Annotated in this window: 12 protein-coding genes; 2 read left to right on the forward strand and 10 right to left on the reverse strand. The window is 45.2% G+C overall.

The annotated features are described in order from the left end of the window. Positions 1 to 187 precede the first annotated feature (187 nt). The 3 genes from ytxJ to QNI08_RS01770 all read right to left on the reverse strand — a co-directional run bounded on the left by ytxJ (position 188) and on the right by QNI08_RS01770 (position 1,771). Positions 188 to 514, reverse strand: coding sequence for a bacillithiol system redox-active protein YtxJ (gene ytxJ / locus QNI08_RS01760; protein WP_285765704.1), 327 nt, complete (start codon positions 512 to 514; stop codon positions 188 to 190). Between the two features lie 124 nt (positions 515 to 638). Continuing rightward, positions 639 to 1,214, reverse strand: a complete 576-nt coding sequence (locus QNI08_RS01765; protein WP_285765705.1) for a YtxH domain-containing protein — start codon at positions 1,212 to 1,214, stop codon at positions 639 to 641. A 47-nt stretch (positions 1,215 to 1,261) separates the two neighbouring features. Beyond that, a complete protein-coding gene (locus QNI08_RS01770) occupies positions 1,262 to 1,771 on the reverse strand; it encodes a DUF948 domain-containing protein (RefSeq protein WP_285765706.1) in 510 nt (169 codons plus the stop codon). A gap of 227 nt (positions 1,772 to 1,998) precedes the next feature. On the opposite strand from QNI08_RS01770, the gene QNI08_RS01775 reads away from it, so the two are divergent. Continuing rightward, complete coding sequence (locus tag QNI08_RS01775) at positions 1,999 to 3,111, forward strand: aminopeptidase (RefSeq protein WP_285765707.1); 1,113 nt, start codon at positions 1,999 to 2,001, stop codon at positions 3,109 to 3,111. Positions 3,112 to 3,168: 57 nt separating this feature from the next. Here QNI08_RS01775 and murC read toward each other — a convergent pair whose 3' ends face one another. The 6 genes from murC to QNI08_RS01805 form a co-directional block, all read right to left on the reverse strand. Then, a complete protein-coding gene (murC, locus tag QNI08_RS01780; RefSeq protein ID WP_285765708.1) occupies positions 3,169 to 4,473 on the reverse strand; it encodes a UDP-N-acetylmuramate--L-alanine ligase in 1,305 nt (434 codons plus the stop codon). A 273-nt stretch (positions 4,474 to 4,746) separates the two neighbouring features. Continuing rightward, complete coding sequence (locus tag QNI08_RS01785; RefSeq protein ID WP_483313728.1) at positions 4,747 to 7,572, reverse strand: DNA translocase FtsK; 2,826 nt, start codon at positions 7,570 to 7,572, stop codon at positions 4,747 to 4,749. A 376-nt stretch (positions 7,573 to 7,948) separates the two neighbouring features. Continuing rightward, the gene (locus QNI08_RS01790; RefSeq protein WP_285765709.1) at positions 7,949 to 9,136 is read right to left on the reverse strand and encodes an amidohydrolase; all 1,188 of its coding nucleotides are present in this window, start codon (positions 9,134 to 9,136) and stop codon (positions 7,949 to 7,951) included. 220 nt (positions 9,137 to 9,356) lie between these two features. Continuing rightward, a complete protein-coding gene (locus QNI08_RS01795) occupies positions 9,357 to 10,163 on the reverse strand; it encodes a DUF1444 domain-containing protein (protein ID WP_285765710.1) in 807 nt (268 codons plus the stop codon). Between the two features lie 46 nt (positions 10,164 to 10,209). Then, positions 10,210 to 10,521, reverse strand: coding sequence for a thioredoxin family protein (locus QNI08_RS01800; RefSeq protein WP_285765711.1), 312 nt, complete (start codon positions 10,519 to 10,521; stop codon positions 10,210 to 10,212). Between the two features lie 102 nt (positions 10,522 to 10,623). Beyond that, on the reverse strand, positions 10,624 to 11,127 hold the full coding sequence (locus QNI08_RS01805) for a hypothetical protein (protein ID WP_285765712.1): 504 nt from the start codon (positions 11,125 to 11,127) through the stop codon (positions 10,624 to 10,626). 120 nt (positions 11,128 to 11,247) lie between these two features. Between QNI08_RS01805 and QNI08_RS01810 the strand changes: the two genes are divergently transcribed. Beyond that, positions 11,248 to 11,697 (forward strand): YtoQ family protein, encoded by a 450-nt coding sequence (locus tag QNI08_RS01810; protein WP_285765713.1) that lies wholly within the window; start codon positions 11,248 to 11,250, stop codon positions 11,695 to 11,697. Positions 11,698 to 11,783: 86 nt separating this feature from the next. On the opposite strand, the gene QNI08_RS01815 is transcribed toward QNI08_RS01810, so the two are convergent. Beyond that, positions 11,784 to 12,653: an effector binding domain-containing protein gene (locus QNI08_RS01815; RefSeq protein ID WP_285765714.1), complete on the reverse strand. Its 870-nt coding sequence runs from the start codon at positions 12,651 to 12,653 to the stop codon at positions 11,784 to 11,786. Positions 12,654 to 12,749 lie beyond the last annotated feature (96 nt).

Here is a 12,749-nt window from a genome sequence, read left to right on the forward strand (position 1 = left end):
AAGGTCCGATCGGGAAACTGCTGAGGCAAGCCCCACTGGAATCATTTCGATTTTTTATAAGTTATCGAGCATGAAAATAGTGTGGATGGGATCTTTTTCGAGGATAGCGGAGACTAAAAAATGCCGCCTGTAGAAAATACAGACAGCATGTCCTTCTAATTGCCTCGCCTTTTTCCGCCTTTATCCATCATTCGGCGATGGCCTTGCTCAATGAATCATATGTAATTCGCCAATGAGAGTCATCCCAGACCGGCTTTCCGTTTTTGAAAAGGATGGCCTGAGGGGATTGATGCCTGATATCGAACGTTTCCGCGACATAATTGGAGAGCGGGCGAGCTTCCTGCACTGCTAGATAGGCCGTTTTGAGCTGATCATTCCCTGCAATAAACTTCTCGTATTGTTCATGCGCCTCGGCGCTCACGGGACATGTTAGGCTATGCTTGAACAGGAGGAATGTATCCTCCTTCAGCAGCTCATTGAATTGTTCTTCCGTTTCGATTTTGGATGTAGTCATAACACAGTCTCCTTTCGTTTTACCCTTTTTAATTTTACCATCAAAAAGGCGATGAAGCCGTTTGAGCACTTCATCGCCTTATTCTTCGTACTTCATTGCTTCTTCATCCAAGCTTAGTTGGCGATTATTTCTTTAATTTATTTTCCGTTTCATCGAATGCCTTTTTCGCTTCATCAAGTTTCAGCTTCGCCGTGTTCTTGTTGTTTCCGCTTGTAGGGTCGGCAGGGTTATTTTCAGCATCCTTGCCATTCGCAAAATTAGTTTCGACGGAAACGATTTTAGAATCCGAAGCTCCCGTTACATCAATATCCTTGTTGCTTGAATTTGTCGTATCATCTGCGGCATCGCCGTTTTCTTTGGCGGATTTCAGGCTTTTCACCTTATTAACGATATCGGATGATTTGTTGGAAACGAGTTCCGTAACCGAACTTGTTTTTTCTTTTGCAGTATCAGCAATCACGGTACCTTTTTCCATTGCCGACTGCCTTAATTTTTCCGTTTTCTCGGAAATGTTTTTCGCCTGTTCATTGAAATCATTTCTTAGTTCCTTGCCTGTTTTCGGGGCCATGAACAATGCGGTAGCCGCACCGATCATTCCGCCGATCAAGGCGCCGATCATAAAGTCTTTCGAATTGATTGAGTCGCGTTCGTCCTCATATGTTTTTTGATATTCCTTTGTCGGATATTCTTTCTGAGTCATAATACATTCCCCTCTCAATTTTCAGTTTATTTTTCATTAACTAGATTTTATGATCTAGAACGTAAAAACCTTTTTTTAGGCAGGTCATCCGTTTCCAGTGCTATGCGTTCCAACTCCGCTCTTTCGGCAGGAGTCGGGGCGGCCTGCTTGCTTCTCGCCTTCCATTTGTCCCGAATTTCTAAAGCGATGTTACTCCATTGGACAATTTGTGAAATTCTTTCCTGATTATTATCAATCTCAGCCTGAACCTTATTGGAAACTTTTTGGACTGAAGAATTGAAACTGGAGATGGATGTTCCTACATCCTTCACGGCATCCACCACGGAATTCAGGTTTTCTGACTTATGTTGCAGATCTTCAGCCAACGTATTCGTTTTATGTAGTAGCTGAGTAGTTTCGAGCGTTATGCCTTGCATTTGGCTCTCGAGTCCTGTCAGCGTCCGGGCCACACTGTCCAGGGTTGTTTGAAGTGATGTCAGTACCTTCGTTAGGAAAATAACTAGGACCAAGAAAGCGATCGCTGCAACGGCAGCACTTACGTATAAAATAATCTCCATTGGAACACCTCCGAAAAAATCGACTTATTTAATGACTGTTAGTTATTAATTACCCCTTCCCGTTCATTATAAACGTATTTATTTTTTCAATATACCCTAACAAACCCTAATCTGGAAATATTATTGCCTGCATCCAGTTCCTTCTTGGAAATCAATGTATGACACTTCCGTAAGGAAATCGGGTATGATAGTAAGATAAGTCGAATTTATACAATGGAGGTATTTTCATGAAAGATCCCAGAATTGGAACATTGGCCAAAAGCTTGATCAATTATTCCGTGAAGCTTCAAAAAGGTGAAAAGGTCTTAATCGAAAACTTTGGATTGCAGCGTGAACTTGTTAACGCGCTTGTGAATGAAGCCTATGAAGCAGGCGGTTACCCGTTCGTCCTGTTAAAGGATCATCAAGTGGATCGTGCCTTGCTGATGGGTGCCAAAGAAGAACAGTACAAGATGATGGGTGAGTTTGAAGCGAACGTAATGAGCCAGATGGATGCTTATATCGGGCTTCGCGCCGGGGATAATATCAATGAACAATCCGATGTCCCTCCAGAGAAGATGGCGATTCATGGGCAAACAGTCGGCAAAGTACATAGGAATATCCGCGTGCCAAAAACAAAATGGGTCGTGCTTCGCTACCCGACGAACTCCATGGCCCAGTTAGCCAAGATGAGTACAGAAGCTTTCGAAGATTTTTATTTCGAAGTCTGTAACCTCGACTATGGCAGGATGAGTGCAGCCATGGACAGCCTTGTTGAATTGATGGATAAGACGGATAAGGTCCGCATAACCGGGCCCGGAACGGACCTAACCTTCTCCATCAAAGACATTAAGGCCATCAAATGTGCAGGTGAGCTGAACATTCCTGACGGTGAAGTATATACTGCTCCCGTGAAGGATTCCGTCAATGGAGTGATTTCGTACAATACGCCTTCACCGTACCAGGGTTTTACCTTTGAAAATGTGAAATTGACCTTCAAAGATGGAAAAATCGTTGAAGCGATGGCAAATGATGCAACGCGCATCAACAAGATTTTTGACACGGATGAGGGTGCAAGATATGTCGGTGAATTTGCAATTGGTGTAAATCCTTATATTCTACACCCGATGCAGGATATCCTCTTTGATGAAAAAATTGATGGAAGTTTTCATTTCACTCCGGGACAATGCTATGATGATGCCTTCAATGGCAATCACTCAGACATCCACTGGGACTTGGTCAATATACAGCGTCCGGAATACGGCGGAGGGGAAATTCATTTCGATGATGTGTTGATACGTAAGGACGGCCGCTTCGTTTTGCCTGAACTGGAAGATTTAAATCCAGAAAATTTAAAATGAACGACTTCTCGCTTTCTAAAAAAAAAGATCGATCCCAGCTCTGGGAACGATCTTTTTTTATTTTACTTGCAGTGAATGTTCGTAGGCTGCCTGAAACTTTTGGATGTCTCCCGCGCCCATGAATAACACGACACTGTTATCATGATTTTGCAATATTGAAGTGGTGTTCTCCGTAATCAGCTCGGCACCGGGAATTTTACCTTGAAGATCTTCAATCGATAACTTCCCTTGATGTTCGCGAGCAGATCCGAAAATTTCGCATAAGTATACTTTGTCTGCCAAATTCAAGCTGTCGGCAAATTCATCCAGGAATGCCTGCGTTCTTGAGAAGGTGTGTGGCTGAAATACCGCTACAACTTCACGCTCTGGATATTTTTGACGTGCCGAGTCAACAGTTGCCGAGATTTCTGTCGGATGATGCGCATAATCATCAATGATGATCTGACTTCCGATTTCCTTTTCGGAGAACCGGCGCTTAACTCCGCCAAAGGTCCGCAATTGGGCTTTCACGGCTTCCGTATCCAAGTTTTCATATTTACAAAGTGCAATGACACCAAGTGCATTCAATACATTATGCTTCCCAAAGGTAGGAATGGTGAATGTATCATAGTAATTGTTCCTTACGTGCACATCGAACGTGGTGCCTTCCGGAGCGACGGAAACATTTTTCGCCTGGAAATCGTTTCCTTCTGCAAATCCGTAAAAAATGACCGGTACTTTCGCCTGAATATGTGGTAAATGCTCATCATCGCCGCATGCAATTATGCCTTTGTTGACTTGAAGGGCCATCGTTTGGAAAGCCTCGAACACGTCTTCGACATTGGCGTAATAATCAGGATGATCAAAATCAATATTCGTCATGATTGCATAATCAGGGTAATAAGAAAGGAAATGACGGCGATATTCACATGCTTCGAAAACGAAGTAATCAGAATTCACGATCCCTTTCCCCGTTCCATCCCCAATCAGGAAGGAGGTCGGTTTAACTCCGCCCATCACATGGGCCAGCAAGCCGGTCGTCGATGTTTTACCATGCGCTCCCGTAACAGCCACGCTAATATAGTTTTTCATGAAATCACCCAGGAAACGGTGATAACGGATGATCGGCAAACCAAGCTCCTTTGCCTTCTCGATTTCCGGATGGGTATCCGGGAACGCATTGCCTGCAATGATGGTCATTCCAGGCTGTATATTTTCCTCATTGAAAGGAAGGATTTTAATCCCAGCTTTTTCTAATGCCAATTGTGTAAAAAATTCTTTTTCATAGTCGGAACCTTGCACTTCAATATTCATATCATGCAGTATTTGCGCCAGAGCACTCATACCCGACCCTTTAATTCCCACAAAATGGTAAGCAGTCATAAAGCGAACCTCCACCAATCGTCTACCTGTACGACAGTATATGACGTCATCTTTTATTTGTTTTTTCATTACGAGACTTGTCAGAAACGCAATTTCTTCATAGCTTTTCATTAATCATTCATCAACAAAAAACTATTATATCACTTTTTCAGTTATACATCCATGTCAGGCAGATGCCAATTTATCAAATCATTGGTTTTTTCGTGAATCAAGGGGATGATAGGGGGTTTTCATCCCTTCACATTATATACAAATTCCTTTTAATCGGTTCTTTTAATTAACATGTAAAAATTCCAATTCTTCCTCCGTGATCAATACGTCCCTTGGTCTTGATCCCCTGGATTCAGAAACGACCCCCTGCTGCTCCATCATTTCTATTAATCGCGCAGCGCGATTGTACCCGACACGGAATCGCCTTTGGACACTCGATGCGGATGCGGCCTGCTGGTTCACGACAAATTCACATGCCTCAAAAAACAGTTCATCCGCTTCCTCCGTGACCTCTGCTACTTTCAGCAAATCTTCCTGCTCGAAAAGATACTTCGGCTGTTGCTCGAGTTTCACGTGATTGACCACCTGATCGATTTCCTCATCGCTGACAAAGGTTCCCTGCAGCCTAACCGTTTTCGAAGAGCCATTTTCAGCAAATAGCATATCTCCCCTTCCAAGCAATTTTTCCGCTCCGCCGCTATCGATGATCGTCCGGGAATCGACTTGTGAAGAAACGGAAAAAGCGATCCTTGTCGGGATATTCGCCTTGATCAATCCGGTTATCACATCGACTGAAGGCCGCTGCGTCGCTACAATCATGTGTATCCCGCAGGCGCGGGCCTTTTGGGCGATCCGGCAAATCGCTTCCTCCACATCGGCAGGTGACATCATCATCAAATCGGCAAGCTCGTCAATGATCACCAGGATGTAAGGCAGCTTATTTGCATATTGTCCGGCTTTCTCAGCTTGATCATTGAAGCGGCTGATATCACGGACGCCTGCATGCACAAACAATTCATAGCGCCGTTCCATTTCCTCCACAGCCCATTTAAGCGCGGCCGTGGCTGCCTTCACATCCGTTATGACAGGACTGACCAAATGGGGAATGCGATTATATGGTGCAAGCTCGACCATCTTCGGATCGATCAACAGCAATTTCAACTCTTGGGGCGTCGCTTTATACAGCAGGCTGATCAGCATCGTATTGATGCAGACGCTTTTCCCCGATCCCGTCTGGCCGGCAATCAATCCGTGCGGCATCTTTCTCAGGTCTGTGATGATCGGCTGACCGGATATATCGAGACCAAGAGCCACGGCAAGCGGTGATTCATGTTCTTCGAATTCAGTGCTCTCCAGCACCTCACGCAAAAATACAGGCTTGCTTTTCCTGTTCGGAATCTCGATGCCAATCGTATGCTTACCCGGAATCGGCGCTTCCATCCTCATATCCTGGGCAGCAAGGCTTAATTTGATATCATCCATCAGGTTCGTTACCTTATTCACCTTGACCCCCGGTTCAGGATGCACCTCGAAACGAGTCACTGCCGGTCCTTGGGTGACATTGACAACCTTTGCGCGAACATTGAAGTTTTTAAGCGTCTCATCCAGTAATGAAGTCTGTTCATCGAGCCACTCATCATCATGCACAGCATAAGTAGGGGGTGTCAAGAGCCCGGCGCTTGGAAATACATAATATGGATCATCATCGGTCTCCGCCGAAACAGCGGCTTCTCTGCCATCGTCTTGCCCGGCTTCAGCCTCATCCCTTGTTAACACCTCTTCATGATTCCCTTTTTCCTGAATCGGAGCTCTAGAAGCACCATCAAGGAATGCGCTCGAAACGTTATCGGCTGCAACGGCTTCCTCCCTGGCGGCAATTGTTCCTTCATCCACTGCCTCCAGATTTGAAGGTCCGGGGATGAATGGGATGGGACGGCTGGATATTTCTTGGCCGTCCTCCGGGTCCGCTTCGGGAACATCATGTGATGGACCCTTCCCCCCATTCCTTATCGGTTCCTTGTATGCGTGGGCTTCGCTTTCTAAATCAACGCTTTTTTTTTCCGGTTTCATTTTGTTGATGAACTCATTTTTTTGCCGGTCTTGCTTGAGCATCATCACATTAAACGGAATATGCTTTTTCGGTCGTTTAGGCTGCTCGTCCCCAAGCAGAACGGCGGATTCGCTTTCACGATCCATCCCTTGTTCAGCAGCCGGACGATCAGCTTTTGGAGCCGCTTCCGGTTTAATATCCTCAGCCTGCTCCATGATGGATACTGCAACTTCCCGTCCGAAATCCACCTCATTCTGTACATCCGCGATATTTTCCCTCACAGGCTCACTTTCCGCTTCCACAGTGTTTGGCTGGATGGGATGCTTCCGAAAGAAAGCGGGTATCTCCGAAGCTTCCCCTCTTTCATCCGCTTGTTCCGGGATAAGGACGGCAGGTTCTTCCGTCCTTTCCTCCGCGGACACTTCCTTGGGAATTTCAGGGGTGAACACCGGAATATCTTTTATAAACTCTTCTTTTTTAAGAACAGGAAGCTTGCTTTCCAATTCATATTCAACGATTTCCTCCGAAGCGATCATTTTTTTTTCCGGACGGCGGAAACCATAAATGGGTGATGGGATTTCCGTTGGGCGGAATGGCGTATTCGACGGGACGATTTTTGCCTGTTGCTCGCGATCGATATTCCTCATTTTTGGCTTTGGCTCACGATCGAAGCTTCTTCTCTTCGGTTCGGGATCCCTTGCCTGCCTTCTCGTTTCTTTTGCCCTGTCCGCCTGCTTCGGTTCGCGTTTTTCCTTCATTCTTTCCCGGGGATTCCTTTTGTTTTGCTCCTGGTCGGGAATGAGCGGAAACTTGAATTGCCCTTTTGGATACTGAAACAGGATTTTCGTATCCGGATCTACAGTCTGGGACATTTTTTCAGACATTTTCCCGATTGTTTGGTTGTACACCTTGATTTCTTCCTTCTTTGCTTTAGGAAGCTTTGAAAAATCCATATTCCTTAATGTTTCTTCATCAAGTGGTTCATCTATTATAATTTCTTCGATTTCAATAATTTCCTCTGCTTGGAACCATTTTTTCATTTTATTTAGCCATTTCAAACCTATCACTCTTTCTACGTCTGTAGTTATGTAACTAATTCTACCAGTTATTTTAAAAATATCGAGCAAATTTAAGCTAAATTGGGTGATGTAGCCGCATTTTTATCCGATTCCTTATGGATACGGCGAAATTCACCTAGCTCCTATCCTATTAAACCCCTTCCAAAAGGAGTTTAAACCTATCTTCCCTAAGATAACTTAAGTCCCTAGTCTACTATTTAAATAAAACACCGCTGTTAAATCGCGTTTACAAAGAGATTAAGTTTTGGGTGCAGCCCGGATAATCGGCCCTGCTTCCCCTATTTGCACTAAAAACCCACACAACACCGTTCGTTTAAACCAAACGGTGTTGTGTGGGTTAGGGCTTGTTTTTTGACTATTCCCATTCATAATAACAGCTGACAACCTGTGCCATTGCTTTGGCGGCAATCAAAAGGGCATTCTCATCAATATCGAATTTAGGATGATGATTGAAGTATGCCTTTTCCACTCCTTTCGGTTTACAGCCAATGTAAAAGAAACAGCCAGGGATCTTTTCTGCGTAATAGGAAAAATCCTCCGACCCTGAAAACATCGGAAATTCCAGGACATTCTGGATATCTTTATCGCCGATGCTTTCGAGGCTATTCTTCACGAATAAAGTCAGTTCAGGGTCATTATACAGCGGCGGATAGTCAGGGATGTATGAAATCTCGCACCGTACATCAAACTCCATTTCTATGCCTTTAACGATCCTGTTGACCTCCTTATCGATCAGCTGCTGGACATCTTCGGTCATATAGCGGACATCGCCTTCGATCTCAATCCGGTCCTTGATGACATTGAAGCTTCCTTTCCCGTCGAAGGAACCGATCGTGACCACACCCATTTCAAAAGGATCCAAGCGCCGGCTGATCACGGTTTGAATGGCCGTTACGAAATGGGCACCTGCAACGATGGCATCATTGGCCAGATGCGGAGAGGAGCCATGGCCGCCCACACCCTTTATTGAGAGTTTGAAGTATGTCCTGCCAGCCATCGCATAGCCCCCGTGATAGCCAACGACGCCTGCCGGATGTGACGGGAATAGGTGAATTCCAAACACGGCATCCAGGCTATCCAGGATGCCGGATTCGACAATGCTTTTTGCTCCGCCAGGGGGTGTCTCTTCCGCATGCTGATGAATGATTTTGATCGTACCGCTCAACGAATCCTTCAGCTCGATCAGACAGTCGGCCAGAACCAATAAATATGCGGTATGACCATCGTGCCCGCAGGCATGCATGACCCCTTCATTTTTTGAACGGAACGGAACTTCCGTTTCTTCCGTAATCGGCAAGGCATCAAAATCGGCGCGGAGACCTATCGTTTTCCCCGGTTTACCGCCATTAATCGTCACAATCACCCCCAGCCCATTGCCTGCATCCGTCTGAACCTCCACATCCTTCCCTTTATAAAAATCAATGATATACTGCGCTGTCTGCTCTTCTTTAAAAGATAGCTCGGGATTTTGATGTAAATGGCGGCGAATCTCAATCATTTCCTCCTTGCGTGCATCCAGCATGCCCATTAATTGGTTTTTCAAGATCATTTCCTCCTTCGTTTTCATGAGTGCCCGTTTCATTCTACGTTTGCACATAACACCCTTTTTTTCGCACAGCCACCCAAAATACATTATCTGAATAATCCAATTATATCATCGTGCCTGAAAAATTAAATCATAACACGTCCATTTGTCGGATCCGCGTCGACTTTATTAAGCTCAAAAAAGGACCTTTGCCAGCTGGCACGGTCCTTTTTTGAGCTTATTTTTCACGCTTCTTGTTTTTACCCAAGATGAAAATGGGCTCCAATTCATTTTCCTCATAAAGAAATGATAAAGCCGTTATCGGTACATGACCACTGGCAAAAAAGCTCATCGCCATTTGTGCCAGAATATCGTATCCCGTATCATTCTTCACATCGGCGATGATGATGACGTCCTGATGCGGAATGGCAACAGCCATCGTTCCCTCGATCTTTTCCTTCATTTCCCGAAGCCAAGCTTCATTCAGGATCCTGCTTGCATCATACCCATCATTCGTATTCAGAAAGTGAAAAGCATTGCCCGCGACAGTATCGGACTTCAATTCCGTGGATAGCGAACGAACGTTGAAGGAAGCGATTTCGCGGATTCTATCCCCCTGCCAATTTTCCCGCTGAAGCATCTTTTCATCGATCAGACGGTACGTTTTCCCTAAATCAAGTGCATAAAAGACCCTGGTTTCAGCCGTATGCTCATCGAATAGGAACGGATTCCCTTCCTCCGACTCCATGGGAAAGGAAGTCGAACGAATGACTGGAAAAATGGATTTCTCCTTGCCCTGCATACTGTGTTCTTCCCCCATTACGTTCAAAGCCTCTTCGACGTAATACGCGACTTCATCTATCGCCTTTTCCGCCGTGTTTTCATAATTGGCTACGACCGGGGCCAATTGTATCGCGATGCCCTTCCCGGTCTTCACATTTTCTACCCTTAACGTATCTTGCTTGCTATCGAATTTGAAAGTTCGGTTATCGCCTTGCAAGCGTTCCTGCAATATATTTTTCAGCTTCACGCTGTCCATTTTCATGATTGACCCTCCCTTCATTGAAAAATCCCCAGCGAGGGGATTTATCTTATAATGCTTGAATGAATTCCTCGATTTGCTCTTGTGTTTTGCGATCCCGGCTGACGTACCTGCCAAGCTCTTTGCCATTATCATAAGCGATGAAGCTCGGAATCCCGAACACGTCATTCGCTGCACAAACATCAATGAATTCATCCCGGTCCACATGAATGAAAGTGAAATCAGGAAATTTCTTTTCAATTTCCGGCATGATCGGTTCGATTACACGGCAATCCCCACACCAGGCTGCTGAAAAAAGAAAGATATGTTTGCCTTCATTTTTCAATGCATCATATTGCTCTATCGTTTGTAAATTTTCCATTTCGATGGTCCCCCTGCTCTTAATGACACTTTACTCATCTCATCATACCAGAATCTCCATTAATCAACCATTAATACGGATTGGTTCGCCACTGCACGTTTTCTATCTTTGCGGCACGGATGATACGATCTCCATCATTTGCTTCGCATCGGTTTTTAGCTGGTCCTTATCCGATTCGGTCGTCAGCTTGACTCCGCCGACCCCAACCGCAAGCTCATACTTTTCTTTCGCTGACTCTTTGATCGAGACAAAACCGAATTTATCTTCATTCTGAAATGAATGGAGGACCAAATATGGATCCGCTTGTTTCTTTATCGCCAAAAATAATACGGAGCTGTCCTCTTTTTCATTGGGATTGACAAATAATAGATAAGCCTTTTCCGCCTGCTTCACCACCAAATTGTTATCATGGGCTTCTTCCACCTTGAAGCCCTTGGGCAGATAGACCTGGATAAGGCCCGCTTCCGCATTGGGCTGTTTGTCATCGTCACGGAAAGCGATTTCTGAGGCCCTCACAGCCTTTTCCGTTTGCCTCTCGATACCGGAGCACCCAACAATAAAACCGCACAACAGGAGCACCCATACATATTTTTTCGATAAAAACATCGCATTCCCTCCAGCCGTCTCGTTGCTCTTATAGATACTATTATCCTTATCTCCGAAATTCATCCATTTGCAAAATTCATGTTACAATGAAGGCAATATATGCATAAAGGAGGAAAAAAGATGAAATTAACCGTCTATCTAGCAGGGGAAATCCATTCAAACTGGAGAAATGAAGTGAAGGATAAAGCCGAGGCTCTGAAGCTTCCGTTACAGTTTGTCGGTCCGATGGAAAATCATGAACGTTCCGATAATATTGGTGAAGATATTTTGGGAGAGCAGCCAAACCCGATCTTCAAGGATGCTGCCGCATCCCAAATCAATAATTTACGGACAGGTCTTTTACTGAAAAAAGCCGACCTTGTCGTCGCCCTGTTTGGCGAGAAATATAAACAGTGGAATACGGCCATGGATGCAAGCACTGCCGTTTCCCTAGGTAAACCTCTTATTTTGATTCGCCCGGAAACCCATCATCATGCCCTAAAGGAATTATCAGAAAAGGCGAGTGTCACGGTCGAATCGGTGAATCAAGCCATCAAGGTGCTTTCTTATATATTTGAAGACGGAAAATGAATCGAGATAACGGACGATAGCCACAGCTGCTGATGAAAAAAATGCTTGTAGGGGAAATGAGGCGTCCCCCTACAAGCAAAAAAATCTTAACTCCTCTTAATCGGAATCCAAATTTCCGAGTAATAATCCTGATTATGGGCATCCTCATTCGGATATACTTCCAATTCCGGCAATCCCGCATGTTCATACCCACTGGTAGGGAACCATTCGGAAAATATTTGCTTCCACGCCTTTTGGATTGCAGCCGGCATCGGACCGTGCACTTCAAAAGCAACCCATTTGGAAGCTGGTATCGTAAGCGGCAAAAACGGTTCAGGCACCGTGCCGGCATATTCGGCAGCTATCCAATAATCCATCGTTTCATTTTTATCCAGTTCCCTCTTATCGACACATACCCCAAGCAACCCGGCGATTTCACCGTTGTTCAGCTTCCCTAACTTGTCACTTGTCCCGTCAGCATTCACTTGCTCCCACAGCCTCGGGATCTCAATTAGATTTTCTTCGTTAACCAAGGAAAATTCCCGCTTGATTCCAATCAGTTGAAAGGAATCTCTTTCAAGGATCTTGTATTTCATCGGTTTTGCTCCTTTCAGTGTCACCTGTATCACCAGGCGTTCATAGAATTTCAGCTTCCCCATATACTTTCGCGCTTCACTCGGTGATACCCCATGCTGCCTTCGAAAAGCTTTCGAGAATGCCTCGGGAGTGTCATACCCATATTTACAGGCTAAATCAATGACCTTTTCATTCGTGCAGGAAATCTCCTGGGCCGCCAAGGTCAGCCTGCGCCTCCTGACATAATCACCGACGGTACTGTCCGTCAAGATGGCGAACGTCCGTTGGAAATGAAAAGCGGAGGCATTCGCTTGCTTGGCAATCCCTTCAATCGTCAGGTCATCCAATAAGTGCTCCTCGATATAATCGAGAGCCGATTGGATCGATTCGATCCACCGCAATACACTCCCTCCCTTGTTCTCCATATTAACAGCCCCGCTTAGCTTAATCCTGTCATTTCATGCTCAGTTGTGGCAGTTTCCTCGGGACAAGAATCC

It is taken from the genome of Peribacillus folii (assembly GCF_030271255.1).
Classification (GTDB): Bacteria; Bacillota; Bacilli; order Bacillales; family DSM-1321; genus Peribacillus.

Excerpts from the sequence above, each read along its gene's own strand:
- ytxJ (WP_285765704.1), bottom strand. The coding sequence starts at position 514 with ATGACTACATCCAAAATCGAAACGGAAGAACAATTCAATGAGCTGCTG.
- QNI08_RS01765 (WP_285765705.1), bottom strand. The coding sequence starts at position 1,214 with ATGACTCAGAAAGAATATCCGACAAAGGAATATCAAAAAACATATGAG.
- QNI08_RS01770 (WP_285765706.1), bottom strand. The coding sequence starts at position 1,771 with ATGGAGATTATTTTATACGTAAGTGCTGCCGTTGCAGCGATCGCTTTC.
- QNI08_RS01775 (WP_285765707.1), top strand. The coding sequence starts at position 1,999 with ATGAAAGATCCCAGAATTGGAACATTGGCCAAAAGCTTGATCAATTAT.
- murC (WP_285765708.1), bottom strand. The coding sequence starts at position 4,473 with ATGACTGCTTACCATTTTGTGGGAATTAAAGGGTCGGGTATGAGTGCT.
- QNI08_RS01795 (WP_285765710.1), bottom strand. The coding sequence starts at position 10,163 with ATGAAAATGGACAGCGTGAAGCTGAAAAATATATTGCAGGAACGCTTG.
- QNI08_RS01800 (WP_285765711.1), bottom strand. The coding sequence starts at position 10,521 with ATGGAAAATTTACAAACGATAGAGCAATATGATGCATTGAAAAATGAA.
- QNI08_RS01805 (WP_285765712.1), bottom strand. The coding sequence starts at position 11,127 with ATGTTTTTATCGAAAAAATATGTATGGGTGCTCCTGTTGTGCGGTTTT.
- QNI08_RS01810 (WP_285765713.1), top strand. The coding sequence starts at position 11,248 with ATGAAATTAACCGTCTATCTAGCAGGGGAAATCCATTCAAACTGGAGA.